We start from the raw sequence: 25,586 nt of genomic DNA, 5'->3' as shown, positions 1-25,586 counted from the left end.
ACATCCTGGCGGGTCGCATGCCTCAGCCAATCGCGCCGCGTGAGCGCAGACCACCGATACGGCTGCCGAGGCCGTACTCGGTGAGCACCTCGTCGGTGTGCTCACCGAGGCCCGGGGAGTTGGCGGCCAGAACCGCGGGGGTGCCGGCAAAGCGTGCCGGATGGCGGGGCAATCGCGTCCTACCGGCGATGGGGTGGTCGCGATGTTCGAACATGCCGATCGCCTGCGCATGGGGATCGTCGGGGAGCTGATCGGGGCGCATCACCATGGCGAACGGAACACGTTGCATATCCAGCTGTTTCGATGCTTCCTGCATTGTCATACCGGCGGCATGCGCGTGGCACATGTCGACCAGATCGGCAGCGACGTCGCGATTGTTGTTACGTTCGGTGATCGTTGCGATCCGAGGGTCGTCCCAACCGTCGACGCCGAACGCACGGCACATCCCCGCGAAGTCACGCTCCGAAGTGGGGGTCACGATGCCCCACCCGTCGGCGAACCGGAACGGGGCGAATCCAGCGACGAAACTGGAATGCTGGCTGTGATCGGAATCGAGCAGCACTTCGTTGCCCGCAGCGTCGGCCCACAAGAATGACACCACCGCGTCGGCCATCGACAGTTCCAGGTGCTGGCCCCCGGCCCCGCGATCGCGCGCGAGCAAAGCGGCCGTGATGGCTTGTGCCGCATACAAAGCTGTCACCTTGTCCGCGGCCGTCTGCCGAAGGAACTGAGGCGTCTCGTCGGTGGGATCAGCCTGGTTCGCGGCCAACCCGGCGTAGGCCTGGATGACGGTGTCGTAGGCACTGCGTTCCCGGTAGGGCCCCGCGCTGCCGAATCCCGACAGGGATACATAGACGACTGCCGGGTTGATCGCGTGGATTGCGTCGTAGCCCACACCGAGCCGGTCAACGACACCGGGCCGGAAATTCTGTACGACCACATCCGCATCGGCCGCGAGTCGGCGGACGATGTCGAGGCCGTCTGGGTGTTGCAGATCGACCGCGATGGAGCGCTTGCCCCGGTTGCACGTCAGATACAGCGCAGACATTCCGTTGACGCTGACACCGAGATAACGCGCGATGTCGCCGATCCCGGGCCGCTCGACCTTGATGACCTCGGCACCCTGATCGGCCAGCAGCGCTACGGCGTAGGGGCCGGTCAGTGCGATCGACAGATCCAGGATGCGCACGCCGCGCAGCGGTCCGGTACTCATCGGTCCACCGCCGTCAGGACAGTCACAACGAGCCCCTCTCATTTACTTTCTGCACAGAAAGTATATTGTTGTGGGGGATGCCACAAGGGGTTCATTTCGTTCTCCGGCCCGCCAGGCTCAGCAAGGTGCGCCAGGCGGGCGAAGTACGTGGTGGGCAGCCACATCGGCGAAATCGTTCTATCGCATCGGAACTGGCTGCTTGACCGGGGATCCGTGCCGCGTTGATAGTCGCTGTGGATCCATCGAATAGGAGAGTCCGCTGACAACAGGCACCTGGACCGTCGGAATCGCCCAGTGGTTGCCCACGTGCAACGAGCCGGAACAAAACTTGCTCGATGCCGTGGCCTTCATCGGCGAGCTCGCCGGACGTGGCTGCGATCTCGTCGTACTACCGGAATTGTGGCCGTCCGGATACGACCCAGGCACCTTGGCGCGAGACGCCGAAGCGGCCGCTGAACCGCTGGAAGGCCCTCGGGGCCAGGCGTTGTCGGCCGCGGCTGCTACCCACGGCGTCTGGCTGTTCGCCGGGACGGTGCCCGAACGCGACAACGGCACCCTCTACAACACCGCGGTGGTCTACGGGCCTGACGGTCGGCTCGCGGCCGCGCACCGCAAGGTGCATCTGTACACGCCGCTGGCTGAGGATGACGTCTTCTCAGCCGGCCAGGAACCCACGGTTCTGCACATCGACGGTATCGGTACGGTCGGACTGAGCACCTGCTTCGACGGCGATCACCCCGCCTACGCTCGCCAATTGCGCAACCTCGGCGCACGGATCGTCATAGAGCCGGCTGCCTACGAGGTTGCGGCCGAGACCTGGTGGGACGTGCTGTACCCGGCGAACGCCTTGGTCAATGGGCAATGGTGGGTGATGGCCAACCAATGTGGCGGCGAGCTGTTGGGCAAGAGCAGGATCATTGGCCCCGATGCGGCGACGGTCGCTGAAGCGGGCCGGGTAGGTGAGGGCGGCAATTCGGAGCTTCTCGTCGTGACTGTCGACTTCGACAGCGGGCTACACGAAGCCGATCGCACGACAGCTGCGCTATGGGCGGAACTGCCGACACCCAGGCAGAACGCCGCGAGCCACCCCGGATTCTAAAGTTCATCGCGCCGGAGATCGGGCGATCGTCGCGGCCTAGCCGGCCCGATCCGGAGCCCAGTACGCGAGCATCTCGGCGAAGGTGTCGAAGGCGGGCTTCGACACCCCGTAGGCCGCCTCGAAGTGGATGCTCAGCGGGAAGCCGAGCTCAGCCACCCCGTCGATCACCCGCTTGTAGAGGTCGAGCATGAGCTTGCGCTTCTCGGCCGGGTCCAGCGCCGCGAGTCGGCCGACGAACTCCTGTTCGGCGGCCACGGCCTCATTGCCCGGGTCCTGGATGAGCCAGTTGATCAGACCGACCTTGGTCTCCATCTTCGGCACGAAACCGAACGACAGCAGGATCTCGGGCCGGTGGTCGGTGGACTTGGCGAACTCGGTCAGGAAGCCGACGATGGCGTCGGAGTACAGCAGCTGGGTCATGCCGTAGGTCGCGCCCTGACCGCATTTGAAGGTGAACCGGCCCTGCTCGCCTTCGCGGGTCGGGATCAGGATGGCGCCGCGGTTGGGCACCAGCTCCTCGTAGATCGAGAGGGCATCGGTGGGCGCGACGCCCTCACCCTCACCGTCTTTCATGGTCCGCGGAACCCCGACGAAAGCGATGCCGTCGAATCCCGCCCCACTCAGGTCGGTCAGGCGCTTGCCGAGCGCGTCCTGGTCCAGAAACGACGTCACCTGGGTGCACAGGCCGCGCAGGCCGGGCAGCTCGGGCTGCAGGATGTTCCAGTAATCCAGGACATCCATCCGCGGCTTCATCTCAATCGGGCGGTCGTCGTCCTCATCGATCATCCCGGGGATCATGACGTGCTGTATCCGGCCTTCGATGCCGGTTTCGGCGGCCAAGGCGAGCACTTTCCGCGCCTCGTCAACGGGGTACTGCACGCCGCGTTCCAGGTTCGGCGGGACGAGTTCCAGCGCGATGGTGTTCAGGGGCACCTATTGCTCCACATCTGACGACATACCAACTCGGCGGGGGCCACACTGCCTGTCGCAGGCCTTGCGCCCGCATTCCACCGGACACCTCAGCCTACGGAGCCGGGCTGGCAGCCACACAGGTACCTCCACCCAACGCCGCATTTCGGGCTGCATACGGTGCCTGGCTAAGTAGCGTGTCGGAGTTCTTCCGTCTCCGTGCCACCGACCTCGTGGTAAACCACGGGCATGGTTGAGCGCGTCTCCTTCCCCAGTTCCACGGGCCCGATGCTGGCCGGGGTGATCGACCGGCCCGACGGGCCCGTCCGGGGATGGGGCGTGTTCTCACACGGCTTCACCCTCGGCAAGGACTCCCCGGCGGCGTCCCGCATCTGCAAGCAGCTCGCCGCCGACGGGATCGGCATGCTGCGCTTCGATGCGCTGGGCCTCGGCGCGTCCGAGGGCGACTGGGGTGACGGCTCGTTCACCGTGAAGGTCAACGACCTGATCGCCGCGTGCACATTCATGGCCGAGCGCGGAACCCCGGCCGACCTGTTGATCGGGCATTCGTGGGGCGGCGCGGCGGTGATCGCCGCGGCCCGGCGATCCCCCGGTGTGCGGGCCGTGGTGACCGTGGGTGCGCCGTTCGACCCCACCCACGTCGAGCGTCAGTACGACGCGGTGATCGACCAGGTCTGCGCGGAGGGCAGCGGCCAGTGGATGGTCGGCGGGAAGACCCTGACCCTCAAGAGGGCGTTCGTCGAGGATGTCCGGGCCACCGAGCTCCTCGACAAGATCAAAGGCCTCAAATTGCCGTTGCTCATCCTGCACTCCCCGACCGACAACACCGTCGGCATCAAGAACGCCAGCGACATCTTCTGGGCCGCCCGCCACCCGCGCAGCTTCGTCTCACTGGAGGGTTCCGAACACCTGCTGACCGGGCCCGGGCAGGCCAAACGAGCCGGCCGGATCATCGGCGCCTGGGCCGACGCCTATCTCGACCCGACGTGACCGGCCGGTCGGCGTGATCGATCGCCACCGCCGTGGCGATCGCCTGGAGCTGTCGTTCGAGTCGCTCGGCGTCGGCGTAGGACCGGTCACCGCTGACGAACCGAAGGAACACGCCCGCGATGAACGTCATCACCGCTGAGCTCTGCGCCTCAAGCAGTCCTGGATCGGTGACATCGGGCTGTACATGCGCGATTGCGTCGCGGGCCATTTCGGTGACCCGCCGCAGGAACGGCTGCGAGGTCTCGACGAGTTCGGGGTCGCGCGCGGCATTCAGCAGCAACTCGTGCCGAGCCTTGTTGAGCAGCAGCCCGTCTCCGTCGGACTGGATCAACACGAGCTGCGCGAGCCGCCCGAAAGGCGCTGCGGACGTTGAGGTCTCCGTCGTGGCATCGCTCAACGACAACAGGTTGGCGGTGTCGATCTCGGCGACCCTTTTGCCGACCGCCTGCAGCAGGGCCGCGCGGGTGCGGTAGTAGTACGACGTCGTGCCATCGGGCACGCCCGCGTATCGGTCGACGTTCTGGTGGGTCAGTCCCCGGGATCCGTGCTCGGCCAATACTGCGATGGCGGCGTCACTGAGTTCGCGGCGGCGCTCCTGACCGTCACGTTTGCGCGGGGACGAGGCACTCACCTCAAAACCGTACCGCCATCGATGTTGATGACCTGACCGTTGATCCAAGCTCCCTCGTCGGAGATGAGGAACGCGACCAGGGACGAGACGTCGTCGGGTTCGCCCACGCGGTTGCCACGGATGCGCTTGAGCGCCGCGGCCTCCAAGTCCGGCCACTGCGGCGCGGACCGGATGGCCTCGGTTGCCGTAAATCCGGGTGCGACGGCGTTGCAGCGGATTCCGTCCTTGCCCCAGCGCGCCGCCACATGCCGGGTCAACGCTCCGATGCCGGCCTTGGCGGTGGCATAGGCCGGGCGGGCCGGTTCCCCCTGGAACGCCGCCGCGGACGACATGTTGACCACGACCCCGCCACCGCGCGAAAGAATCTGCGGGATGGCGTGTTTCAGCGCGGCCACGTATCCGCGCAGACTGACGGTCATCACCCGGTCCCAGATGTCCAGATCGATGTCGACGACGTCGGTGTCGGCACGCAACGTAGACATGTCGGCGCCCACGGTGAACAACGCGTCGACCCCGCCGTAAGTGTCGACCGCCGCTGTGATCAGCCCGGCCACCGAATCGGGGTCGGCCAGGTCGAAAGCCACGGCCGTCGCGGCACCGCCTGCCGCGGTGATCCGCTCGACGGTCCGCTGGGCTGCGTCGCCGGCGACGTCGCCGACCACCACATAGGCGTCTTCTTCGGCGAGCCTGGCCGCGGTCGCCGCCCCGATACCGCTCGCGCCGCCTGCGATCACCACCACTTTCCCGGTCAACCCGCGCAGCCCCATCCCGGTTCCTTTCCACCCACTATCCAGACCCAGCTGTTACCCGGCTCACATTACCTCTATAGTCCTAGAGCATTAACTCTAGAGCCCTAGAGGAAGGGAGCAATCCATGGCGGGAATTCACCGCAAGAGACCGGGGGCCGACGCCCTGGCGACGGCAACCGCAGAACCGGCGAGCGCACTGGGCAACGACATCTGGATGTCCAAAGGGGTGTCCAACTCGTACGCCCTGGCCACCGACGACGGGCGCGTCATCATCAACGGCGGCCTGTTCTTCGAAGGAGCGCTGCGGCACACGGCATTCCAGGACGTTCCCGGCCCGACCCGGGCGATCATCGTCACCCAGGGGCACGCCGACCACTGGGGCGGCGTCAACGCACTGCGCGAACCGGACACCGACGTGGTGATGCACTCGAACTACCGGTACTGGCGCGACGACAACATACGGTTGGCCGGATTCCGGGCCCCCAAGACCTCGTTCGCGTTCAAGAAGTTCAGCGACGCGGTCATGGAACACCTCAAGACCATCGACGCGGCCACCATCGATTTCGCCTTCCCCGAACCGACCGTCACGTTCGACCGGAAGCTCGATCTGACGATCGGCGGCAGGCGCCTCGAACTGGCGTGGACGCCGGGCGGTGAGACCACCGACTCCTTGGTGGTGTGGCTGCCCGAGGACCGGACCCTGTTCACCGGCAACCTCTTCGGACCGCTGTTCGGCCACGCGCCGAACCTGATGACGATCCGCGGCGACCGCTACCGCGATCCGATCTCCTACATCGAGTCGCTGGAGACCGTGCTCGCCTACGGCCCGGACCGGCTCATCACCGGCCATTTCGATCCCATCGAGGGGGCCGATCTGATCGCCGAGGAAGTCACCGCGATGCGCGATGCCATGCAGTCGGTACACGACCAGACGATCGAGCACATGCAGTCCGGATCGGACGTGCACACCGCGATGCGCACGGTCCGGATACCGGAGCACCTCGACGTCGGCGAGGGGTACGGCAAGACCGCGTGGAACGTGCGCGCCATCTGGGAGCTGTACACCGGATGGTTCCAGCACCGCTCGACCACCGAACTGTACGGGGTGGCGCCGCATTCGGTCGCTGCGGACATCGTCGCGGCGGCGGGCTCCGCTGCGCTCGTCGACGCTGCGCGGGCACATCTGGCCGCCGGGCGCGCGGTAGAGGCGCTGCATCTCACCGAGCTCGTGCTGGACGCCGCCCCCGAGGACGGCCCCGCCCGCGCGGTCGCCGCCGACGCCCACCAAGCACTACTGGCCGATACCGAGAACTTCTGGGAGAAGGCCTGGCTCACCAATTCGATCAACAACCTGAGGACCGACAAATGAACAACCTGACCTTCGATTTCACCGGCACCAACGTGCTGGTGACGGGCGGCACCAGCGGCATCGGCTATGCGATCGCCAGCGATTTCACGAAAGCCGGTGCAGCCGTGACAGTTACCGGCACGCGCGGCTCCGCGGAGGATTATCCCGAGACCGACCTCAGTTCCATGACCTTCCGCCAGTGCCAGCTGGGCGACACCGATTCGATAGACGCGCTGGCCGATTCGATCGGCGATCTCGATGTCCTGGTCAACAATGCGGGCGGCCCGTACGCCGGGAAGAAGGACGAATGGGATCCCGAGGGCTACGCCGGCTCGGTGGCGGTCAACATGTTTGCCCACATGCGACTTAGCATGGCCTGCCACGACCGGCTCAAGGCCAGTACGGCCCCGGGTGGCAGCAGTGTCATCAACATCATCTCGATGTCGGCCTTCGTCTCGGCGGTCAACGTGCCCGCCTACAGCTCGTCGAAGGCCGGCATGGTGGCCTTCACCAAAAACCTGTCGCGGCGCTGGGTCGACGAGGGGATTCGCGTCAACGCCGTCGCCCCTGGCCTCATCGACACCCGCCTGACCCACCCGGTGCTCGCCATCCCCGAAATGCTCGAGCCAGAGATGCGCCACACCCCGATGGCCCGGATGGGGATGCCCGACGAGATCTCGCCGACGGTCCTTTTCCTGTGTACCGACGCCGCCCGCTACATCACCGGGACGACCGTCGCGGTCGACGGCGGATACCTGACGGTCTGACGGGCCCGGACAATGAGCGAATACGACAACGTCTCGACCGCCGACGACGTCCTCAAACTGGCCGCCGGGAAAACCGGTCTGTCCGAAGTGGATTCCGATTCCTGGCGCGAGGGACTGACGATCCTCCTCGACGAGATCAACGGCTCGCCCGCGTACAGCGAGTCCGGCCGCAACCGCATCATCTCCGACTGCGTCTCAGCACTGGGACGGCGCCTGCAGGTACACGACTACATCCAGTCCCATCCCGAGGTCCTCGACACGCCGGTGCAACGCCCGCTGATCGTGCTGGGCATGCCGCGCACCGGTACCACGGTGATCAGCTACCTGCTCGACCAGGATCCCGCCCGGCGATCGTTGGTGCACTGGCAGTGTGTGGACCCGATCCCACCGGCCACCACCGACATGCTGCGCACCGATCCCCGCTGCCTGGCACTGCTGGAAGAGCAGCGCAAGATCCTGGAGATGGTGACGTCGGCGAACATGGCGCTGCCGCACTGGGAGGACGCCGACGGTCCCACCGAGGACATGTTCATCCACAACCAGGACTTCAAGGGCCTGTCATGGGACTCGTACCTGGCCACCTCGCGCTACGCCGAGTGGCTGTTCCACGAGACCGATCTGACGAGCACCTACGAGTACCAGAAGCGCTACCTTCAGGTCCTGCAGTCCACAGCACCGGGCGCCTGGAGCCTCAAGATGCCGTCGCACTCGGTGCACATCGATGCGTTGTTGAAGGTCTTCCCGGACGCGCGGCTGATCTGGGCGCACCGCGACCCCTACAAGGCGACGGGTTCCCTGGGCAATCTGTGGAAGTTACCCAAAGGCATGACGCTGAAGCCCGAGGCGATGGACCTGCACGCAATGGGACGTAATGCTATGACGCAGATGCAGTTTCACGTGGAACGCCCGCTGCGCGCCCGCGATCGCATCGGCGACGACCGCTTCTTCCACATGTACTACTCCGAGATGATGAGCGACCCGATCGGGGTGATGCGACGCATCTACGACTGGGCCGGGGACGATCTCACACCCGAGGTCGAGGGCCGGATGAGAACCTGGCTCGGCGAGCACCCGCAGGACCGGTTCGGACCCAACTCCTACAGCCTCGACCAGTACGGGCTATCGGTGGACGTGCTGCGGCCCATCTTCGCCGAATACCTCGACACGTTCGACATCGAACTGGAGGCCACGCCATGACCCCGGGCATGAAGGTCTCGACCGTGACCGGACCGGGAACCGCCGAAACCCTCTACGCGCCCCGCCCGCAGATCGGCGCCAACGACGTATTGGTGCGGATGCGGGCGTGCGGGATCTGCGGATCCGATGCGATGTACATCGCGATCGGGGGCATCCCGCCCCGGCAGGGCCACACCCCGCTCGGCCACGAACCCGCCGGCGAGATCATCGAGGTCGGCTCCGGCGTAACGGGTATCGAGGTCGGTGACCACGTAGTCATCAATCCGATGGCCGCGCCCAGCGGCATCATCGGCAACGGGGGCGCCACCGGTGCCCTCGCCGACTATCTGCTGATCGAGGACGCGCAGCGCGGGGTGAGCCTCGAGGTGATCCCCGACCACATTCCGTGGGAGGTGGCCGCACTCAACGAGCCGATGGCCGTGGCGCGGCACGGGGTGAACCGCTGCCTACCGAAGCCCGGCGACAAGGTCGTCATATTCGGCGCCGGCCCGATCGGACTCGGTGCCGTATTAGCCTTCCGGTCGGTCGGCGTCAGCCATATCGTCGTCGTCGATCTGATCGCGGCACGTCTGGAGAAAGCCCTGCAGATCGGTGCCGACGCAGTGATCAACACCGCCGACGCGGACGTCGTGGCGAGGCTCATCGAACTGCACGGCGAGGGCGAGGCGAGGTTCGGCGGAAGGGCAGGCACCGACATCTATCTCGATGCCGCGGGCGCACCGGCGGTGATCACCACCGCGCTGGCTGCCGCGCGGCACGGTGCGACGCTGGGCGTGGTGGCCGTCCACAAAGAACCGGTCCCGGTGGAATTCATCAACGTGATGAGTAGCGAGCTCACCATCGTCGGATCGATGGGCTACCCGGATGAGATCTTCGAGGTGACCAAGGATCTCGTCGCCAACTGGGAGCGCTACGCGCTGATCGTCAGTCACACCGTCCCGTTCCGGGACGTGAACGACGCCCTTGAGCTGGCATCGACACCCGGCGCGGCAGACAAGGTGGTGGTCACGTTCGGCTGATGCTTTTATCCGCGGGTGGCCCGGGTGCGATAGCGTCGCTACATGTCTGACGCAGCCACTCAGATCGCGTTCGTGCAAGCCACCTGGCATCGCAACATCGTCGACAAGTCCCGTGAGGGATTCACCGAACAGATCGGCACCCACGGGATCGCCGGCGATGCGCTGGAATTCTTCGAAGTGCCCGGTGCGTTCGAAATTCCGCTCACCGCAAAGCGTCTGGCACTGACCGGGCGCTACCGGGCGATCGTCGCGGCCGGTCTCGTCGTCGACGGCGGCATCTACCGCCACGACTTCGTGGCCACCGCGGTGATCGACGGGCTGATGCGCGTACAACTCGACACCGACGTGCCGGTGTTCTCCGTCGTGCTCACCCCGCACCATTTCCATGAGCACGACGAGCACATCGACTACTTCACGAAGCACTTCGTCAAGAAGGGCGCCGAGGCGGCCAACGCTGTCGCGGCCACCCTGGCCCTGCACAGCACGCTGGGTTAATTGCCGGTGGCGCGGCGGACGTGCCCTGCGATCAGGTCGTAGACCTTGCGGGTGACGTCGCCGGCGTTGCTCATGATGTTGTAGCCGTGATCGACGCCGGGCACCTCGTGATACTCGGCCAGGGCGCCGACCGCGTCGAGTTTCTGGGCGTACCGCCAGGCCTCGTCGCGCAGCCTGTCGTACTCGGCGGTGACGATCAGCGCCGGGGCGATGCCGTCGATTCCGTCGGCGTTTGCGCCCCAGGCCGGGGACGCCAGGCGATCGGTGCGCCGGGCGCGATCGGGAATGTAGGCGGTGTCGAACACCTCGCCCATCCACGGCTTCAACACGGCCTTGGCGCCCACCGGAGAGTGCTTGTCCTTGGTGGCGGTGACCAGATCCAGCGGTGGGTAGTGCAGGACCTGTAGTGCGATCTGCGGCCCGCCACCCTCCAACGCCAGCCGCGCGGCCGCCGCGGACAAGCTGCCGCCCGCGCTCTGCCCGCCGACACACAACCTGCTGCCATCCCAGTCACGGTCAGGCGCCGAGGCCCAGCTCAGCACGTCATAGATCTGCTCGGCGGGAGTCGGAAACCGGTGATGCGGGGCCAGCAGGTAATCGACGTTGACCACAACGATATTCGCGTGTTCGGCGAGGAAACGGCACCACGGGTCGTCCTGCTCTCGGTGCCCGACGACGAATCCACCGCCGTGCACGTTCACGTACACCGCGGGCTTCTCCTCGCCGGCCTCGGGCTGATACACCGTGGCGGCAACGTCACCGTGACGGGTCGGGATAGCGATCATCGTTGTGCGGCCTGGTATTTCGGGGAACCGAACGCCACGCATGGGCCCCGGTCTCACCCCTACGGAGAACAACCGGGCCAGGGCATCGGCCAACATCGGCGTGGACAGTATCGACACGGTTTTCCTTCTGGGACTCGTTGCGAACAAGCGACATCGACGGTACCCGCGCCGGAATCGGGTCCTGCCGTCCAGCTCACTTCAGGGTGTCTGACGGGTTCTGACCGTAGGCGCTCCGGTAGGCGGCAGCAAAGCGGCCGGTGTGGGCGAACCCCCAGCGGGCCGCGACGCCTTGCACGGTCGAGGTCGCCGGATCGGCACTGCACAGCTCCTGATGCGCGAGGTCGAGCCGCACCCGGCGCAGATATCCCATCGGCGAGACGTCGAGATGCCGGCGGAACATGTACTGCAGCGCACGGGGCGTGACGTAGACCGCGTCGGCGACGTCGGCAAGCGCGATATCGCGGTGGGCATTGGATTCGAGGTATTCGATCGCCCGGCGCAGGAGCGCGGGCTTGGCGTCGCGCCGATCGGTCGGGGTGGGATCCAGCCCGGCTGTGGTCGGCATGGTCGAGACCACGGCGGCCGCAAGCATCGACGTACTGGTCGAGACCACCAAGGGCGGTACCGGCCCGGTCTGACTGTGCACCGCCGAACGCACATACTCGATCGCGACCTTGAGCTGATAACCCGCCTTCGCCGATATCGGGCGATGACCCGTCAGTCGCACCGGCACCCCCGGAGCGCCGGGGGCGGAAGTCGCGACGCGGTCCAACAACTCGACATCGAACATCGTGAGGTCGTAGTTCGCCTGACAGACGCGGCCCGAATACGGCAATTCGGGCGGCGAATACAAGGTGACGTCACCCGGGCTGAACACATCCTGGGGCTCGCCGATGAAGTTCTCCTCGATACGTCCCGAATGCACTCGGCACAGGCAGATCTTGTTCAGCGGATCGGCGTCATAGGACAAGTGGTAGTCGAGGTCCAGTTCGTCGAAACTGATCGGCCCCAACCACCTGCGAACTATGCGCGTCGATGACCGCTCCCCACGGCCCCGGCCGATGGACATCTTGGCGTAGGCGCGCACGAGGAAATCCTCGGTGGCTCCGAGATCTGCGCTGGTGAAATCCAAGTTCTCGTACGCGGTCATCAGGTTTCGCTTGAGTTGGCCCGGCGGCGGGGCACTGGCTTGACCCCGAAACCATGATCCTACCTGCAAAGCTTACGTTGTAAACCACGATCGGCGAATCTCCACGCCGGCTCAAGCCGACCCCCGAGCCGGACCGCTGGAATCGACGACCGGCAACCCGTGGTCAGCGAAGACCCGCAGCAACGGCCGTAGAGCATCGCCGGCCACCACGTACCACGAGATCTGCGCGCGGTCGCATTCACCGGCAAATGCCAGTAGCTCCCGGAAACCGGGCACGCCGATGAAGGCGATCGGACGAAGATCGAGAACGAGCGGAGTCGCCAACGGGCACAGGCGCCGGATCGCTGTTCCGAGAGCGTCGGAGTTGCGGATGTCGATTTCCCCTTCGACCACCACCACGGTGGCCGGGCCGCGGACATGGGCCGAGACGCGCGCGGCGCCGCAGCCGATGATGCCGACACAGGAGGGCGGAACCGACCGCAACGGACCGGAGATATGAGCAGCAGTCATGGTGGTTACGACCCATCGCATAGCTACAGGGGCGGAAATGCCCCTCGACCAGTGACCGGCTGTGTGCTCAACCGTTTTGAGATTATCGCCATCGGCATCCCCGCACCTCGACAGAATTTTCCTGACCGGAACCGCCTTGTGCAGCAATTAGTCTTGGCCGCACCACTTTTCGTCAAATCCGGGGACGGGCTGGACCGACAAGCATTTCGTTACCTGGATGAGGCCGACGGCGAAGAAGTTCGTTTAATGACCCGAGCGTGAATTTTGTTGACGCCCGCACCCTGTGAGTTCAACCACGCGAGGTAGCGACCGTGTGCCGCGACATATCCGTCGGCGCCCAGTTCCTTCACGACCCCGCCCGCCCAGCACCGAGCACCGTCGCGAGCTCGGTGGCCACCGACGAGTTCTGGACCGCCAGATCCTGCCCGGCTCCGGGCGACTACCTGCAGCGATGCCGGGCGCAGGGCCACCGGGCGGCAGCGCGGAGTTCATTTCTGGAGCCTTGGCGAACCAGGTCGGTGCGGTCATCTGGCCGATCTCGGATCACTCGAACAATCATTAACATGAATTGGGTTCATGTTGGCCATGTGCGACGATTTCCAGGTGGTCACCCACAAGCCCCTACGGCGCCGCCAACCAGTACAGGAGCGCAGCAGACGACGCGTCGAGCGAATCCGGGCCGCAGCACTCGAGCTGCTCGAGACCCAGGGCGTCGACGCCGTCACCACCCGCGCCATCGCCCATCGCGCCGATGTCCCGGTCGCGACGGTCTATCAGTTCTTCCCCAATCGCGACGCGATCCTGCAGGAGATCGTCACCGACCACCTCGACCGGCGCGACGCCGAAGGCGCAGCGGTCCTGGCCGCACTGGCGCCGACCAGCCTGGCCGAGGTCGCCCACGGCATCTTCGAATTCCACTACGAACACCTGCGCAACCATCCGCACCTGGTCAACCTGCACTACACCAGCCTGGCCAGCGGGCAGCTCGCCGATCCGCGCGTGCGCCGGGCCGAGTTCGCCAACGCGCTGCATGCCGGCCTGCTGCACTGGGGGCTGCTGCGCGAGGGCACTGATCCGTTGGTGACGATGGTCGCCGTCGAGATGGGTGATCGCCTGCTGGAGATGGCCTTTCACGCCGGCCCCGAGAATGACCGCGCGATCCTCACCGAGGGCCAACGCGCACTGACCCAGTACCTACAGACCTACGCCGCACCCACCGCCTGATCAAGGCCACCGGCGCGGAACTGCTTGGCCAGGGCGAACCGGGTGAGCGTGCCGACGAACCGATCGAGGTCGGCGAGCCGGACAGCACGCAGGCCGGCGCCGGTGCCCCATCGTCCGTCGCAGCGTTCGAGCATCACAACGTCCACCGGCTCGTCGAACACCGGGATCGCCACCCCCGGCGCGCTCACATCGGACCAGCCCTCGACGATGTGCACCTGCAGGCGCCTGCCGTCGACCCGCCGGACCCGCACCGATGTCGCCGTGACGGTGACCGCGACCGTGGTGGATTCGAAGTCGCCGCCGATGCCGACCTGGACGACATCGTCGACGAGCGGAACGGTGAGACAGGTTGTTCCCGGCCTGAGTTGGTCCAGCATCCGGTCCAGATCAGCCGTTTGCAAGGTCGGCGAACATGCACACATACCGTTAATGATTATCATTTTCATCAATTGCCCTCAACTGCTCGGGCAAATGCGCTGCTCAGCGGGTCAGCGGGTCAGCGGGTCAGCGGGTCAGCGACGAGCGCCGCCCCCTCCGACTTCGGCGGCCAGCGGCGGCGGCAACGGCGTCGTGGGTGTGGGCGACGCGGTCGCCGGGGCAGGAGCCGCACCGGGAGACTTCGCCGAGTCCTGGGGCACCGGCGCTCCCGGGCGGTGAAAGTCGATCATCGCCTCCTCGCGGATCACCTTCTCCCCCACACTGAGCACCAGCGACTTCGCCGTCACCAGGTATTCGATCCCGGCGTTCTCCACACGGAACGCGCCGTCGTCGTTGCGCGTCGCGGGCACGACCAGTTTGGCGCCGTCGCGCAGGCGGACACCGCGGTACTCGTACTTGCCGCCCGACACCGAACAGATCGCCACCCTGGAGGCGTCGGTGCTGCCGAACAACACGGTCGCGTCCGCACTGGCACACCGCGCCGTGGAGTCGACGTACCCGCGCGCATCACTGGCCGGCGCGGCCGAAGCCGAGGGCATCCCCACCGCGAGCAACGTGACACCCGCCGTCACCGCAGCGGTGAGACAGCGACGCGGGGACCAGGTACCAGACATCGGTTACCACTGAACCACGGCTTTGCTGCTTACGGTGGCGTCAACCCTGAGACAGCGCCGAATCGTTAGGTCCCCGCAATACAACCGGTTCCGCCGGGGAGAACACCACCGGGATCCCGCGGTAGCCCCGCGTCACGGAATTGCCGTGGAACACCGCGGTGCCGCCGGGATCCAAACCGACGTCGGGCATCCGGGTCAGCACCTGCTCGAGTCCGATGGCGAACTCCAGACGAGCGAGGTTGGAACCGAGGCACCGGTGTACTCCGGCCCCGAAACCGAGGTGGCGGTTGGCCGAGCGGTCCAGCACGCAGCGGTCCGGATCGGGGAACTGGGTGGCGTCCCGGTTGGCCGCGGCGTAGTTGAGCACGACGGCCTCACCTGGGCAGAGCCGCCGTCCGCTCAGTTCGACGTCCTTCGTCACCGTGCGGGGCAGGCTGTGGATCGATCCGGCGAACCGGACGAACTCCTCGACAGCCCTTGGCAGGATCTCCGGTTCGGAGATCAGCCGGTCACGTTCGCCGGGGTGGGTGGCCAGGTAGTGGAACGCGAAAGACATTGCACTGGCGGTAGTTTCGAGACCGGCCTGGACCAGCAGGATGGCATTGGCGACGATGTCGTTGAACGGCAACCGTTCACCGTCGATCTCGGCGCGCAGCAGCACGTCGATCATGTCATCGCGCGGAGGTTGGGCGGTGCGGGCCAAAACCGCATCGTGCAGATGTTGATACAACCTTCCCCAGGCCAGCATCCGGTCCTGCTCGACGGCGCCGTTGAGGGCGGTGTCGACCAACTCGAGGCACAACGGGACGTCGCCGACGGGCATGCCGAGCAGATATTTGAAGAACACGATGCCGGGCTGCTGCCAAGCGACCTGGGCGAGATCCCCCCGCCCCTGTTCGATGAACGCGTCGATCAGCAGGTCGGTTTCGGCCCGGATCTGCGGTGTCAGCGCCTTCATCCGCGCCGGGGAGAAGTACGGGTTGAGCACCTTGCGGAACTTCTGCTGCCGCGGCGGGTCGAGGGTGATCACCAGATCACCGCCGGCCTGCCGAGCCCCCTCGGGTGTCGGATTGCTGGAGAAGTGCTCCCAATCCTGCGCAATCCGATAGCACTCGTCATAGCCCAGTGCGACCCACGCACCGTCGGTGGGAAAGAACGGCGCCGCGGTATGTGCGATCGGCGCCCGTTGGCGCATCACCGAATACACCTCGTACAGCAGGTCGTGATCGTTGAAGTCCTCGTGACGCAGATCCCAGTTGAGCGCGTGCTCGTGAGGCGACTTCGGCATCTACTTGCCCGGCTCTTGGGCCTGGCGGGCCTGACGTTCCTCGTAGCGGCGCACCAGCTCGCGGAACCCCAACCGGTCGTACTTCGGTGTCGGCTGGATACCCCACTCATCGCGGGCGGTGTCCTTACCCTCGGCCCCTTCGGGAGGTCCGAACATCGGGTAGGGATGCTTGCACTCGAGCGTGTCGTCGGAGTATCGGACCTTCAGTAGCTCGCTGCAGATCTGGGTCATGCTCAGCGTCGGATAACCGTAGTAGACCGCCATGAACGGCAGCGTGAACGCGCCCTCCACCACCAGGGCGACCAGGCACACCAACACCGCCCGCTTGATCCATTTGTGCATGTTCGCGTAGTACGGGGTGGTGCCCGGGGGCAGGTCCTCGTCGGCCGCGTCCTGTTCGGTTTCAGCAGATGTCGACACAATGCGCTCCTTTCGAAGTTGTTCAGTCGGTGAAGATTTCGCGGTTGACCGTGTGCAGGTACGGGATCGCCAGGAACGGCGTGATGTAGAAGATGTCGTAGAGCCACCAGCCGATCACCGGGAAGATCACCCCGGCGTAGCGGACGTCGGCGAACATCGTCATGTTGAAGACATAGACGCACCAGATCACCACGCCCATCCAGCAGGTGACGATCATCCACTGGTGACCCCAGCGCTTCATCTGCAGGAAGCCGATGGCGGCGGCGCAGCGCATCGCGAAGACCGTGATGATCATGCCGAACACCATCGACTTCTCGCCCGGCCCGGCCGAGCCGCCGACCCACAGTTCGTTGTAGTGCCAGAAGTAGCCGGCGTCGAACATGTTGCCCCAGCCGACCATCAGCACCCGGTTGATCAGGGTGTGGTTGGCCACGAGATCAAGTGCCCAGCCCAGGCTGTTGAGCGCGCCGTCGATCAACACCAGGTAGCCGATCAGCGTGACGATCATCGGGCGCACCGACAATCCCGCGCGCTGGGCCTGGCGCTGCAGCCACACCCCGCGCATGAAGATCGGGAATCCGATCAGGCCGGGAATCCACATGCCCATCAGCAGGGCCCCGACGATCATCCACTTGTCGGCCCGGCGCTGGGCCAGCCGGGACTCCTCGTGGTGATCTTCGAGGGTCACCGAAGATTCCTGGGACAGTGGGAGACTCACAGCTCCCACCAACCTCGGGCGAACGACATGTACAGCTGGATACAGAACATCGCGAACAGGTAGCCGTAGATGACCACCTGCAGAACGATCAACGCGCGCTTACGCTTTCGCTCCTGTTCGTTCATCAGACTTCCTTTCCTCGATTTCGGACCGCACCGTCGAGCAGGCCGGCCGCCGCGACCTCGCGCAGCCCGTCGTTGATGGCCCCGTCGGTGCTCAGCGGTGCCAGCACACAGGCCTCAGCGGCCTCCAGTTCGGTGGCGCCCTCCGCGACCAGCTGCGCGGCAGTGACCAGCACGCGGGTCGACGGGGGCTCGAAGTGGAATGCGGCATCGGCGCTGCGGATCGCGGTGGCGCAGGCCACCAGGCGCGCGGCGGTGTCACAGTCCACTCCGGATTCCGCGACAATCACCGCGGCTTCGCGATCAGGCGGCAGATAGGTCATCGGCAGGGTGACAAACCGTTGCCGGAACGAGGGTTTGAGCTCCTTGAGCGAGCTGCGGTAGGCCGGGTTGTAGGAGCACACCAGCATGAAGGTCTCCGGGGCCTGCACCACCTCGCCGGCCCGGTCGAGGTAGAGCGCACGGCGATGATCGGTGAGCGAATGCAGGATGGCCAGCGAGTCGTGGCGCGCCTCGACCACCTCGTCGAGGTAGCAGATGGCGCCGGCCTTGACCGCGCGGGTCAGAGGCCCGTCGGTCCACACCACGTCGCCTCCGGTGACCATGAACCGGCCCACCAGATCCGAGCTGGTGAGGTCGTCATGGCAGCTGATCGTCACCACCGGACGCTGCAGCAACGAGCCCATGTGCTCGACGAGGCGGGTCTTGCCGCAGCCGGTCGGCCCCGTCAGCATCACCGGGATCCGGCGGGCGTAGGCCTGCTCGAACAGCTGGATCTCGTTGCCGTTGGCGCAGTACGTGATCGGAGCCGCTCCGGCGGCGACCATGTGCCCGGTGCTCATTCAGTTCCTTCCGTCCTCATGCGACCAACTCGCGATGAACATGCGCCAGCACGCGCGGCAACTCCTCGACGCGGCGGATCCGTTGGGACCGCCGGGGTCCGAACACCTCGGGCAGCGGGTCGACGCGGGTCGGCCCGACGCCGACGTAGTACACGGCGACACCGGCGTCGTTGGCCTCCTCGACCGCGTGCGCGGTGTCCGCCCAGGCGTAGCGGCCCTCGTAGCCCTCGTCGGAGATCAGCCCGTCACCGATGACGATGAGCAGACGCCGCTCCGACGGTTGGGCCAGCAGCCGACTGGTCAGGTGCCGCACCGGTGCGCCCAGGCGGGTGTATCCACCGGTGACCAGGCCGGCCGCACTCGGCGGAACGAACCGTCGATCCTCGAAGTCCTTGAGACACTGCACTTCCACCCGGTGACGGGTGTTGCCGGTGAACACGAAGATGCCGTGACGTTCCCGGGCGTGGGTCATCGCCTGGGACAACGCATCCGCACAGGCCAGTTCCAGCCGGAAGATCCGCCCGCCGTGCACGCCCAGCGACGAACTCCCGTCGAGCAGCAGCGCGGTCGACACATCCCGGCTGCTGGGCAACAACTCCCGGAACACCCGGGGCTCCCCGGCTTCGCCGGTGGCCAGGTCGATGTGGTGGCGGACATAGGAATCCACGTCCAGGTCCGAGCCGTCCTCCAGCCGATCGGTCATCGCCCGGTGGGTGTGTTCGGAGAACCAGGCCCGTAGATCGGCCGGGACCGGTGCGGACTGGCGGCCGCGCGGCGGTTTGGCGTGCTCGACGACGGCCACGTGATCGCGCAGGAAGCTGTCGGTCCACGCGTTCCACTCCGGGTACGGAATCCCCGGCCGGTGCTGCGGGGTGACGTCGAGATCGTTGTCCTGCGGCCGGCTCGGCGGCGGAAGGTTGGGATTGCGCACTCCGCCGTCCCCGCCGACCGGCACGGAATAGGGCCTGGGCAGTCGCTTTTGGGTGCTGGTCCACGGCATCCGGCCGAACCTGCGCCGCAACCCGTCCGTCAGTCCGCTGGGGGCGGTGTGAGCGACGGGCAGCCGGCCCAACAGCGGGTCGACGTCGAGGGGCTCGCCGTGACGGGCCAGCTCCACCGCGCTCCGCAGCATGTCGGCGGCCGGCAGGTCGGCATCGGAGGGATCCAATTCCGGTAGCAGTCTCCGGATTTCGGTGACCAGGCCGGGCCACCGGGCGGTGATCCAGGCCAGCGCCACCCCCGCCTCCACCAGTGTCAGGGCCTGCAATTCCCGTCCGGACAGCTCGCCCAGCCGGTAGTTCACCATTCGGTCCTTGGACGGCGCGCACTGCAGTGCCACACCGCAGGTCAACGATCGCCTGGTCCACGTGGTGACGCCAGGCGGCGGGTACGGCACGTGCACGAAGTCGAGGGCCGCGTTCAGCCCGAAACCGCGGTGCTCACCGGTGACCAGCCGCACCCCGGCACGGCGGCCGCCGCTCAGCGCAACGGCGGTCAGCGCGCAGCTGCGCTCGACGGTGATCGCATCGTTGTCGGCCATCGGCTCAGAACGTGCCGATGTTCGAGAACATCCAGTACCAGAACCAGATGATCAGGGCGGTGCCGCCCCAGGCACCGATGTAGCGGCAGATCTCCCAGAGCATGTGCCCTCCTCGTGGGGTAGAAATCTCTGACTTAAGTCAATATTCGAGTGCTAGTCGGTGAAGATCTCACGGTTGACCGTGTGCAGGTACGGGATCGCCAGGAACGGCGTGATGTAGAAGATGTCGTAGAGCCACCAGCCGATGACCGGGAAGATCACCCCGGCGTAGCGGACGTCGGCGAACATCGTCATGTTGAACACGTAGCCGCACCAGATCACCACGCCCATCCAGCAGGTGACGATCATCCACTGCTGACCCCAGCGCTTCATCTGCAGAAAGCCGATGCCCGCAGCAATCCGCATGGTGAAGACGGTGAGGATGAGGGCGACCTCCCAGGCCTTCTCCCCCGGCCCACCTGCGCCGCCCACCCACAGCTCGTTGAAATGCCAGAAGTAGCCGGCGTCAAACATGTTGCCCCAGCCGGTCAAAAGCACTCTCGCCAGCAGAGAGTGGTTACCGATCAGGTCCAGCGACCAACCCATCGCATTGATCGCGGCGTCGATGATGACCAGATAACCGAGCAGGGTGACCATCATCGGCCGCACCGACAGCCCGTCGCGCTGGGCGCGCCGGAGCAACCACACCCCGCGCAGGAAGATGGGCAGCCCGAAGATGCCGAGGACGGCACTGCCGATCAGTAGCGATCCGACGATCAGCCACTTGTCGGCCTGCCGTTGCGCAGTCCGGGACTGCTCGTCGTGGTCGGCCGGGGACTGACCGCGCAGGGCGCCCTCGCCCGCGACGGCGGTGCGACGAAGCCTGAGCGTCGGCAGATTCAAGGGTCCTCCTGTAAGCCGGTCCCGAACTGTTGACTGACTATAGTCAACGATTCGCCGGCTCGACAGGGGCCCCGCGGGGTAGGTCTAGGGCGTCAGGCTGCGCATGGTCCTGACCACGTAGTCGTCCAGCAGGGCGTCGCGGGTGGGCCAGTCGTTGGTGGTGATCAGCAGGGCGTAGAAGCCGAGCAGGAAGAACACCGCGCTGTTCCACGGGTTGACGTCGGCGGCGACCTCACCCTGCTGCTGGGCCGACTCGATCTCGCGTGCCACCCCGGAGATCACCGGGTGTTCCTGACTGTCCGGCGCAGGGGGTCGGGTCTGCGAGAAGTGCAGGGCGAGAAAGTCTTTGAACAGGACGCCGCCGAGCCGGCGTTCCAGGCCGACAACCAGCCGCATCGACTCGCGCAGCCCATCCTCCAGGCTGTGCGGTTTCTTGAGGAACTGGGCGTACTGCTTGGCGATGCGCACCTCTTCGCGCTGCTCGAGTTCCAGCAGCACGTGCTCCTTGGTGGGGAAATGGAAGAAGAACGTGCCGTGCGCGACACCCGCCGCAGTCACGATCGTTCCCACGTCCGCTTCCGCCATCCCGGCACGTTTGAACTCGGCGATCGCCGCACCCATCAACCGCTCACGCGTCTGCAGGCGCTTCGCCTCACGCGCAGACAACCCGTCTGCCACAGCCATTCCATTCCTTCGCGTCGACCGGACTCAACGAACCCGACTCACCCGAATCTAACCCGTCGCCGCATCGCGCAGGATCTGTTGCAGCCGGTCCAACGGATCACCGACGGTCGGGTCGAGCCGATTCCGCGGCTCCGTGGTGGGCGTACCCGCCGTTGCCGGTGGCGGTGCCTGGGCGGCCGGAGGAGGGGACGACGCCGGTGGCGGCGAGATTGCGGAGGCGGCATCGATCTTGCTGTTCAACCGTGCCGGCGCGTCATTGCGGATGGCTCGCCGATCCGGGTCCGGATCGGTGTTGCCCGCAAAGCATCCGCCCGAAGCGCTGTCCACCACCTCGCGGGCTGCCAGGTAGCGGGTGAGCGCCAGTTCAGGATCGGCCGCCGCGACAGCGCGATCACCGAGAGTCTCCCGCACGAGTTCCAGATTCACCCTGGCCGAACATGATTCATCGGCATCAAGCCTGGCTATCGCCGCGCTGAAGTGGCGGTCGGCGTCGTCGAGCCGGTTCTCCAGAACCGCCAGGGCGCCTGCGGCATGGTCCGCCTTGCCCGGCTCGACGATGTTCAGCACCTGCAGCCTGGCCACGTCGCCTGCCAGCGCCGCGGTGTCGCGGTCGGCGAAATCGGCCGCCGCCGAGTGGCCGATCACCACGACCGACAGCAGCTTGATGGCGGCGATCACCACTATCACCACCACCGGGGCGGAGTAGAGCAACAGCCTGCGACGCGCCCGGTTCATGGCCCGGACCCCACATCGATCGACTGCATGCGGCGGAATCCCCGTAGCACCAGATAGAGCTCGATCAGGATGAGCGGCGCCGCGGCCCCGGCGAAAACCCAGTACAGCTCGACGGCGGCGCGGTCCGGGACAGCGGCGGGGCTCTGGCCCGACGTGTTGTCGGCCGGCAACGCAACGTCCAGCGGTATCACGCCGGCACGCGGCACGAACGGCACCCCGATCTGTCCGGCGACTCCACGTAGCGCCTGGGTGCCGGCGTTTCCGTAGCCCAGGACCGCGCCGCCGTCCACGGCATCCTCGGGCAGTTGGAACTCCCGTTGCGGCGCTTGCGATTCGGGAGCACCCGCACCGAGATAGAACACCAGGTTCTGCGCCCTCGGAAACTGCTGCACGGCGCTGATGAGCTGGTAGCGCAGCACGGTGGCGCCCGCACCGACATTGGCATCCGGCGTCGCCGCGTACGCATCCGTCGCCGCCACCACCGGCCGCAGGCTCCAGGTATCGGCGGACAGCGGCCACACCACGGACGGACGGTCGGAGAACCCGATCAGGGCGAATCGGGCATCGGGATACCGTTCGATCAGTGCCGCGACATCGTCTCGGGCCGCCGCCATCCGAGAGCGGCCATCGGCGCCAACTTGTGACATCTGCGGAGAACGGTCCAGGAGCACAAAGATATTGGGCTCCCGGTCACCGGCGGGCCGGGGCACGGTGTCGTGGCTCCCGCCCACCGTGGGGCCGAGCGCGGCCGCGAGCAGGAGCACCCCGGCCGCCGTCAGCGATGACCAGCGCCACACCGACGCCCAGCCGCCACCTTGCGCCCTGACCCGCCCGAAGGTGATGACCCGCGCCGCGACGAGCACCACCGCGAGCACTGCGAGAAGCAGCGGTGGCAGGATCGGCTCCAGGCTCATCGCCGCATCACCACCGGCCACCACCACAGCACCGCCAACGCCAGCAATGCGAGCAATACCGGGATCGCCGGGGTCTCGGCGGAGATGACGTCCGTGTTGTCGCCGGTCGTCCCCGCCTTCGGCGGATGGTTCCGGATCTGCGTCAGATGTGCGGCGATATCGGCCGAATCAGAAAACCAGCTCCCACCGGTGCTGCGGGTCAGCGCGGCCACCGTCCCCTCGCCGGATCCGGGGGTGATCGCGTTGACCTGAACACCTGCTGTCACCGCGAGGTCCCGGAGCCGATCCTCGGTGAACAGCGGGGCGGATTCGGCTGAGCCGGGCAGGGATTCGGGACCGACGTAGATCACGGACCGTCGTTGCGGAGACGGTTCCGGAAAGGACGGGAAGCCGGTCAGGCACATCGCCAGCACGTCCTGAACGGTGGCGGCGTAATCGACGTAGGACACCGGTGCGACCAATGGCCGGTCACCATCCTGCCGGCCGACGGCGGCGAATTGTGCTGCGGCGTACTGATAGTCCCGAGTGAGCGGGATGACGCGGCGGTTGGCCGAGGTCAGCCCGATCCGCTCGGTCCCGAAGAAGCGGGCCCGATCGGCGAAGTACTGCAGTGTGGCGCTGACCGCGGGGTCGGTCACCGGGCCCCCGGCGCACACCATGATGTCCTCGGGTGTCGCGGCCTGGACGGTGCGCGTCAGCGACGGCAGTCCGGTGGGGCGCGCGGCGGCCAGTACGGACCCCGCGAAGGCGACCGTCAGCAGCACCATGGCGACGACGGCCGCAATGGTCCGCAGCCGCGCGGTCCGCACGTACTGGGGCAGCCGGGTGAGCCGCCCGGTGTTGGCCAGTGGTCTGAGCCGGTCCGGGTCCATCGGTTGCCTCAGCAGCAGGGCCACGCCCACGCACCCGGCGAGTGCGAGGCAACCGGTGATCGCCACCACCCACCAGATCAGGTCCATCCGCGGATCAACTCCTCGGCGGTGTCGCTGGCCGTGCCGGCATCCAGCACGGAACGATGGTTGAACTGAATGTCGGTGAGCTCGGCCAGGATCGGCGCGGCCGGTCCGGCCGAGCTGTCTGCGATGTCGTCGACCTGCATGTACTGGGCCTGCACCCCGGTGGCCGCGTGCAGGAAGGCGCGGAGTTCCCGGCTCAGCGCTGCCCCGGTGCGCGCTGGGCTCAGATCACCCGCACGGTAACGGTTTCCGATGCGGCGGATCGCCCGGACCGATCGGCGGCGCAGGAGTTCCGTCCGTGCGGCGCCGACGACCGGGAGATCGCGCACCGGACGGCGTCGCGATGTCAGCACGAAGACTGCCGCGTACCAGGCGCACAGCAGCAGAATCAGGCCGATCGCGGTCCACAGCCACTCCGGCGAGTAGGGCGTCGGGCCGATCACATGGCGCAGCAGGTCATCCGGCACGGGCGTACACCCCGGTCATCGCCGTCAGGGCCGCCCTGATCCGCGGACTGCCGGGAATCCGGGCGTGCGGTATCCGCTGCAAAGTCAGGAACTCGGAAAGCTGTTCGCGCCGTTGCGCTTCGGTGCGCAGATAGGCCTGGACGACGTCGCGGTCCAGGTCGGCCAGGATCGGACGGCCGTCAGCGATCTCATAGCTACGGCCGGTGTCCCGGTGCCCGCTGACCGCGGGCATGTCACCGACCAATGCCCACAGCACGTCGTGGCGGGCGGTCAGCGGGCGAAGCACTTCGGCCAGCCGGTCGGTGACCTCCGGTTCGTCGGACACCACGAAGATCAACAACCGGTGCCGGTAGTGACGGGCCACCCATTCGAGCTGAACCAGGATGTCGCTCGGGCCGGGGTGGTCGGTGGCGTGATGGTGGAAGCGGTGCAGCATGCTCTCGATATGGGTCTCGCCGCGGCGCAGCCGGATGTCCACCGTGCCGCGGTGGTCACCGAGCACCATCGCGATCTCATCGGACCGGGGCAACGTCATCAATCCGATCCCGCCGATGATGTTCTGTGCCACAGTTCTTTTCAGCTCACCGGACGGGGCCAGTGCGCAGCTGTTACGGCCGGCGTCGGCGACCACCAGTACCTTGTGGTGCTTCTCCGAGACGAACCGCTTGATCAGGGTGTGCCCGGAGCGTGCCGTGGCCTTCCAGTCGATGTCGCGGACATCGTCCCCGGGGACGTAGGGCCGCAACTCGTCGAACTCCAGGCTGCGGGTGTGGACCAGGGCGTAGCGGCCACCCTCGAGCAGACCGCCGGCGTCGCGGCCGACATACGCCTTGGCGGAGTCCAGATACCTGCCCATCGC

At 66.5% G+C, this 25,586-nt stretch carries 30 protein-coding genes; 8 read left to right on the top strand and 22 right to left on the bottom strand.

All coding sequences use genetic code 11. The annotated features are described in order from the left end of the window. Nucleotides 1-22: 22 nt before the first annotated feature. On the bottom strand, nucleotides 23-1,213 hold the full coding sequence (locus tag AB0I14_RS14575) for a CoA transferase (RefSeq protein WP_358022200.1): 1,191 nt from the start codon (nucleotides 1,211-1,213) through the stop codon (nucleotides 23-25). Nucleotides 1,214-1,472: 259 nt separating this feature from the next. Between AB0I14_RS14575 and AB0I14_RS14570 the strand changes: the two genes are divergently transcribed. Then, entirely contained in the window at nucleotides 1,473-2,312 is an 840-nt protein-coding gene (locus AB0I14_RS14570; protein WP_358022845.1) for a carbon-nitrogen hydrolase family protein, read from the top strand. 36 nt (nucleotides 2,313-2,348) lie between these two features. On the opposite strand, the gene AB0I14_RS14565 is transcribed toward AB0I14_RS14570, so the two are convergent. Next, complete coding sequence (locus tag AB0I14_RS14565) at nucleotides 2,349-3,245, bottom strand: mycobacterial-type methylenetetrahydrofolate reductase (RefSeq protein WP_358022197.1); 897 nt, start codon at nucleotides 3,243-3,245, stop codon at nucleotides 2,349-2,351. Nucleotides 3,246-3,470: 225 nt separating this feature from the next. Here AB0I14_RS14565 and AB0I14_RS14560 point away from each other — a divergent pair, with 225 nt between their 5' ends. Continuing rightward, the gene (locus AB0I14_RS14560; RefSeq protein ID WP_358022194.1) at nucleotides 3,471-4,232 is read left to right on the top strand and encodes an alpha/beta fold hydrolase; all 762 of its coding nucleotides are present in this window, start codon (nucleotides 3,471-3,473) and stop codon (nucleotides 4,230-4,232) included. Here the strand turns inward: AB0I14_RS14560 and AB0I14_RS14555 are convergent. Together AB0I14_RS14555 and AB0I14_RS14550 are read right to left on the bottom strand one after the other, a co-directional pair. After that, on the bottom strand, nucleotides 4,192-4,863 hold the full coding sequence (locus AB0I14_RS14555) for a TetR/AcrR family transcriptional regulator (RefSeq protein ID WP_358022191.1): 672 nt from the start codon (nucleotides 4,861-4,863) through the stop codon (nucleotides 4,192-4,194). The genes AB0I14_RS14560 and AB0I14_RS14555 overlap by 41 nt on opposite strands. Further along, entirely contained in the window at nucleotides 4,860-5,630 is a 771-nt protein-coding gene (locus AB0I14_RS14550; RefSeq protein WP_358022188.1) for an SDR family oxidoreductase, read from the bottom strand. Before AB0I14_RS14550 ends, AB0I14_RS14555 begins: the two co-directional genes overlap by 4 nt. Nucleotides 5,631-5,736: 106 nt before the next feature. Here AB0I14_RS14550 and AB0I14_RS14545 point away from each other — a divergent pair, with 106 nt between their 5' ends. The 5 genes from AB0I14_RS14545 to AB0I14_RS14525 are packed head-to-tail and all read left to right on the top strand — an operon-like array spanning nucleotide 5,737 to nucleotide 10,438. Next, a complete protein-coding gene (locus AB0I14_RS14545; RefSeq protein WP_358022185.1) occupies nucleotides 5,737-6,981 on the top strand; it encodes an alkyl sulfatase dimerization domain-containing protein in 1,245 nt (414 codons plus the stop codon). Beyond that, nucleotides 6,978-7,727 carry an SDR family oxidoreductase gene (locus tag AB0I14_RS14540; protein WP_358022182.1) on the top strand — a complete coding sequence of 250 codons (750 nt, stop codon included), beginning with the start codon at nucleotides 6,978-6,980 and terminating at the stop codon, nucleotides 7,725-7,727. The genes AB0I14_RS14545 and AB0I14_RS14540 overlap by 4 nt, the downstream gene beginning before the upstream one ends. Before the next feature lie 12 nt (nucleotides 7,728-7,739). Continuing rightward, nucleotides 7,740-8,924 carry a sulfotransferase gene (locus AB0I14_RS14535; RefSeq protein WP_358022179.1) on the top strand — a complete coding sequence of 395 codons (1,185 nt, stop codon included), beginning with the start codon at nucleotides 7,740-7,742 and terminating at the stop codon, nucleotides 8,922-8,924. Nucleotides 8,925-8,932: 8 nt separating this feature from the next. Then, nucleotides 8,933-9,943, top strand: coding sequence for a zinc-binding dehydrogenase (locus AB0I14_RS14530; RefSeq protein WP_358022842.1), 1,011 nt, complete (start codon nucleotides 8,933-8,935; stop codon nucleotides 9,941-9,943). A gap of 42 nt (nucleotides 9,944-9,985) precedes the next feature. Beyond that, the gene (locus AB0I14_RS14525; RefSeq protein ID WP_358022176.1) at nucleotides 9,986-10,438 is read left to right on the top strand and encodes a 6,7-dimethyl-8-ribityllumazine synthase; all 453 of its coding nucleotides are present in this window, start codon (nucleotides 9,986-9,988) and stop codon (nucleotides 10,436-10,438) included. Here the strand turns inward: AB0I14_RS14525 and AB0I14_RS14520 are convergent. The 3 genes from AB0I14_RS14520 to AB0I14_RS14510 all read right to left on the bottom strand — a co-directional run bounded on the left by AB0I14_RS14520 (nucleotide 10,435) and on the right by AB0I14_RS14510 (nucleotide 12,883). After that, on the bottom strand, nucleotides 10,435-11,340 hold the full coding sequence (locus AB0I14_RS14520; RefSeq protein ID WP_358022173.1) for an alpha/beta hydrolase: 906 nt from the start codon (nucleotides 11,338-11,340) through the stop codon (nucleotides 10,435-10,437). The two genes, AB0I14_RS14525 and AB0I14_RS14520, sit on opposite strands and share 4 nt — an antisense overlap. Nucleotides 11,341-11,416: 76 nt before the next feature. Further along, nucleotides 11,417-12,373, bottom strand: a complete 957-nt coding sequence (locus AB0I14_RS14515; protein ID WP_358022170.1) for a helix-turn-helix transcriptional regulator — start codon at nucleotides 12,371-12,373, stop codon at nucleotides 11,417-11,419. A 111-nt stretch (nucleotides 12,374-12,484) separates the two neighbouring features. Continuing rightward, nucleotides 12,485-12,883 (bottom strand): STAS domain-containing protein, encoded by a 399-nt coding sequence (locus AB0I14_RS14510; protein ID WP_358022167.1) that lies wholly within the window; start codon nucleotides 12,881-12,883, stop codon nucleotides 12,485-12,487. 576 nt (nucleotides 12,884-13,459) lie between these two features. On the opposite strand from AB0I14_RS14510, the gene AB0I14_RS14505 reads away from it, so the two are divergent. Beyond that, nucleotides 13,460-14,107, top strand: coding sequence for a TetR/AcrR family transcriptional regulator (locus AB0I14_RS14505; RefSeq protein ID WP_358022164.1), 648 nt, complete (start codon nucleotides 13,460-13,462; stop codon nucleotides 14,105-14,107). Here AB0I14_RS14505 and AB0I14_RS14500 read toward each other — a convergent pair. From AB0I14_RS14500 to AB0I14_RS14430, 15 genes are all read right to left on the bottom strand, one after another. After that, the gene (locus AB0I14_RS14500) at nucleotides 14,086-14,508 is read right to left on the bottom strand and encodes a hypothetical protein (RefSeq protein WP_358022161.1); all 423 of its coding nucleotides are present in this window, start codon (nucleotides 14,506-14,508) and stop codon (nucleotides 14,086-14,088) included. The two genes, AB0I14_RS14505 and AB0I14_RS14500, sit on opposite strands and share 22 nt — an antisense overlap. A gap of 111 nt (nucleotides 14,509-14,619) precedes the next feature. After that, nucleotides 14,620-15,159, bottom strand: a complete 540-nt coding sequence (locus AB0I14_RS14495; RefSeq protein WP_358022158.1) for a hypothetical protein — start codon at nucleotides 15,157-15,159, stop codon at nucleotides 14,620-14,622. Nucleotides 15,160-15,199: 40 nt separating this feature from the next. Then, nucleotides 15,200-16,447 carry a cytochrome P450 gene (locus AB0I14_RS14490; protein WP_358022155.1) on the bottom strand — a complete coding sequence of 416 codons (1,248 nt, stop codon included), beginning with the start codon at nucleotides 16,445-16,447 and terminating at the stop codon, nucleotides 15,200-15,202. Continuing rightward, entirely contained in the window at nucleotides 16,448-16,789 is a 342-nt protein-coding gene (locus tag AB0I14_RS14485; RefSeq protein ID WP_358022839.1) for a hypothetical protein, read from the bottom strand. It abuts the gene before it with no gap. Nucleotides 16,790-16,889: 100 nt separating this feature from the next. Beyond that, complete coding sequence (locus AB0I14_RS14480) at nucleotides 16,890-17,597, bottom strand: hypothetical protein (protein WP_358022152.1); 708 nt, start codon at nucleotides 17,595-17,597, stop codon at nucleotides 16,890-16,892. After that, nucleotides 17,582-17,710 carry a hypothetical protein gene (locus AB0I14_RS14475; protein ID WP_264012348.1) on the bottom strand — a complete coding sequence of 43 codons (129 nt, stop codon included), beginning with the start codon at nucleotides 17,708-17,710 and terminating at the stop codon, nucleotides 17,582-17,584. The genes AB0I14_RS14480 and AB0I14_RS14475 overlap by 16 nt, the downstream gene beginning before the upstream one ends. Then, complete coding sequence (locus AB0I14_RS14470) at nucleotides 17,710-18,549, bottom strand: CbbQ/NirQ/NorQ/GpvN family protein (RefSeq protein ID WP_358022148.1); 840 nt, start codon at nucleotides 18,547-18,549, stop codon at nucleotides 17,710-17,712. The genes AB0I14_RS14475 and AB0I14_RS14470 overlap by 1 nt, the downstream gene beginning before the upstream one ends. A 16-nt stretch (nucleotides 18,550-18,565) precedes the next feature. Further along, nucleotides 18,566-20,089, bottom strand: coding sequence for a MorD protein (locus tag AB0I14_RS14465; protein ID WP_358022145.1), 1,524 nt, complete (start codon nucleotides 20,087-20,089; stop codon nucleotides 18,566-18,568). 153 nt (nucleotides 20,090-20,242) lie between these two features. Beyond that, on the bottom strand, nucleotides 20,243-20,917 hold the full coding sequence (locus AB0I14_RS14460) for a hypothetical protein (RefSeq protein ID WP_358022836.1): 675 nt from the start codon (nucleotides 20,915-20,917) through the stop codon (nucleotides 20,243-20,245). 138 nt (nucleotides 20,918-21,055) lie between these two features. Next, the gene (locus tag AB0I14_RS14455) at nucleotides 21,056-21,655 is read right to left on the bottom strand and encodes a TetR/AcrR family transcriptional regulator (RefSeq protein ID WP_358022142.1); all 600 of its coding nucleotides are present in this window, start codon (nucleotides 21,653-21,655) and stop codon (nucleotides 21,056-21,058) included. A 48-nt stretch (nucleotides 21,656-21,703) separates the two neighbouring features. After that, the gene (locus tag AB0I14_RS14450) at nucleotides 21,704-22,390 is read right to left on the bottom strand and encodes a hypothetical protein (protein WP_358022139.1); all 687 of its coding nucleotides are present in this window, start codon (nucleotides 22,388-22,390) and stop codon (nucleotides 21,704-21,706) included. Continuing rightward, entirely contained in the window at nucleotides 22,387-23,325 is a 939-nt protein-coding gene (locus AB0I14_RS14445; RefSeq protein WP_358022136.1) for a vWA domain-containing protein, read from the bottom strand. The genes AB0I14_RS14450 and AB0I14_RS14445 overlap by 4 nt, the downstream gene beginning before the upstream one ends. Further along, nucleotides 23,301-24,263 carry a hypothetical protein gene (locus AB0I14_RS14440; RefSeq protein WP_358022133.1) on the bottom strand — a complete coding sequence of 321 codons (963 nt, stop codon included), beginning with the start codon at nucleotides 24,261-24,263 and terminating at the stop codon, nucleotides 23,301-23,303. The genes AB0I14_RS14445 and AB0I14_RS14440 overlap by 25 nt, the downstream gene beginning before the upstream one ends. Continuing rightward, nucleotides 24,254-24,727: a hypothetical protein gene (locus tag AB0I14_RS14435; RefSeq protein WP_358022130.1), complete on the bottom strand. Its 474-nt coding sequence runs from the start codon at nucleotides 24,725-24,727 to the stop codon at nucleotides 24,254-24,256. The genes AB0I14_RS14440 and AB0I14_RS14435 overlap by 10 nt, the downstream gene beginning before the upstream one ends. Continuing rightward, the gene (locus tag AB0I14_RS14430) at nucleotides 24,717-25,583 is read right to left on the bottom strand and encodes a DUF58 domain-containing protein (protein WP_358022127.1); all 867 of its coding nucleotides are present in this window, start codon (nucleotides 25,581-25,583) and stop codon (nucleotides 24,717-24,719) included. Before AB0I14_RS14430 ends, AB0I14_RS14435 begins: the two co-directional genes overlap by 11 nt. Nucleotides 25,584-25,586: the final 3 nt, after the last annotated feature.

Source organism: Mycobacterium sp. NPDC050441, assembly GCF_040655355.1.
GTDB lineage: Bacteria > Actinomycetota > Actinomycetes > Mycobacteriales > Mycobacteriaceae > Mycobacterium.
The sequence above is the reverse complement of the archived record's forward strand: the minus strand, read 5'-3'. Positions and strand labels throughout refer to the sequence as shown.

What these genes read in the sequence shown, in the direction of transcription:
- AB0I14_RS14575 (WP_358022200.1), bottom strand. Translation starts at nt 1,213, where the DNA reads ATGAGTACCGGACCGCTGCGCGGCGTGCGCATCCTGGATCTGTCGATC.
- AB0I14_RS14560 (WP_358022194.1), top strand. Translation starts at nt 3,471, where the DNA reads ATGGTTGAGCGCGTCTCCTTCCCCAGTTCCACGGGCCCGATGCTGGCC.
- AB0I14_RS14550 (WP_358022188.1), bottom strand. Translation starts at nt 5,630, where the DNA reads ATGGGGCTGCGCGGGTTGACCGGGAAAGTGGTGGTGATCGCAGGCGGC.
- AB0I14_RS14545 (WP_358022185.1), top strand. Translation starts at nt 5,737, where the DNA reads ATGGCGGGAATTCACCGCAAGAGACCGGGGGCCGACGCCCTGGCGACG.
- AB0I14_RS14540 (WP_358022182.1), top strand. Translation starts at nt 6,978, where the DNA reads ATGAACAACCTGACCTTCGATTTCACCGGCACCAACGTGCTGGTGACG.
- AB0I14_RS14535 (WP_358022179.1), top strand. Translation starts at nt 7,740, where the DNA reads ATGAGCGAATACGACAACGTCTCGACCGCCGACGACGTCCTCAAACTG.
- AB0I14_RS14530 (WP_358022842.1), top strand. Translation starts at nt 8,933, where the DNA reads ATGAAGGTCTCGACCGTGACCGGACCGGGAACCGCCGAAACCCTCTAC.
- AB0I14_RS14525 (WP_358022176.1), top strand. Translation starts at nt 9,986, where the DNA reads ATGTCTGACGCAGCCACTCAGATCGCGTTCGTGCAAGCCACCTGGCAT.
- AB0I14_RS14515 (WP_358022170.1), bottom strand. Translation starts at nt 12,373, where the DNA reads ATGACCGCGTACGAGAACTTGGATTTCACCAGCGCAGATCTCGGAGCC.
- AB0I14_RS14510 (WP_358022167.1), bottom strand. Translation starts at nt 12,883, where the DNA reads ATGACTGCTGCTCATATCTCCGGTCCGTTGCGGTCGGTTCCGCCCTCC.
- AB0I14_RS14505 (WP_358022164.1), top strand. Translation starts at nt 13,460, where the DNA reads ATGTTGGCCATGTGCGACGATTTCCAGGTGGTCACCCACAAGCCCCTA.
- AB0I14_RS14495 (WP_358022158.1), bottom strand. Translation starts at nt 15,159, where the DNA reads ATGTCTGGTACCTGGTCCCCGCGTCGCTGTCTCACCGCTGCGGTGACG.
- AB0I14_RS14490 (WP_358022155.1), bottom strand. Translation starts at nt 16,447, where the DNA reads ATGCCGAAGTCGCCTCACGAGCACGCGCTCAACTGGGATCTGCGTCAC.
- AB0I14_RS14485 (WP_358022839.1), bottom strand. Translation starts at nt 16,789, where the DNA reads ATGCACAAATGGATCAAGCGGGCGGTGTTGGTGTGCCTGGTCGCCCTG.
- AB0I14_RS14475 (WP_264012348.1), bottom strand. Translation starts at nt 17,710, where the DNA reads ATGAACGAACAGGAGCGAAAGCGTAAGCGCGCGTTGATCGTTCTGCAG.
- AB0I14_RS14470 (WP_358022148.1), bottom strand. Translation starts at nt 18,549, where the DNA reads ATGAGCACCGGGCACATGGTCGCCGCCGGAGCGGCTCCGATCACGTAC.
- AB0I14_RS14465 (WP_358022145.1), bottom strand. Translation starts at nt 20,089, where the DNA reads ATGGCCGACAACGATGCGATCACCGTCGAGCGCAGCTGCGCGCTGACC.
- AB0I14_RS14455 (WP_358022142.1), bottom strand. Translation starts at nt 21,655, where the DNA reads ATGGCTGTGGCAGACGGGTTGTCTGCGCGTGAGGCGAAGCGCCTGCAG.
- AB0I14_RS14450 (WP_358022139.1), bottom strand. Translation starts at nt 22,390, where the DNA reads ATGAACCGGGCGCGTCGCAGGCTGTTGCTCTACTCCGCCCCGGTGGTG.
- AB0I14_RS14440 (WP_358022133.1), bottom strand. Translation starts at nt 24,263, where the DNA reads ATGGACCTGATCTGGTGGGTGGTGGCGATCACCGGTTGCCTCGCACTC.
- AB0I14_RS14430 (WP_358022127.1), bottom strand. Translation starts at nt 25,583, where the DNA reads ATGGGCAGGTATCTGGACTCCGCCAAGGCGTATGTCGGCCGCGACGCC.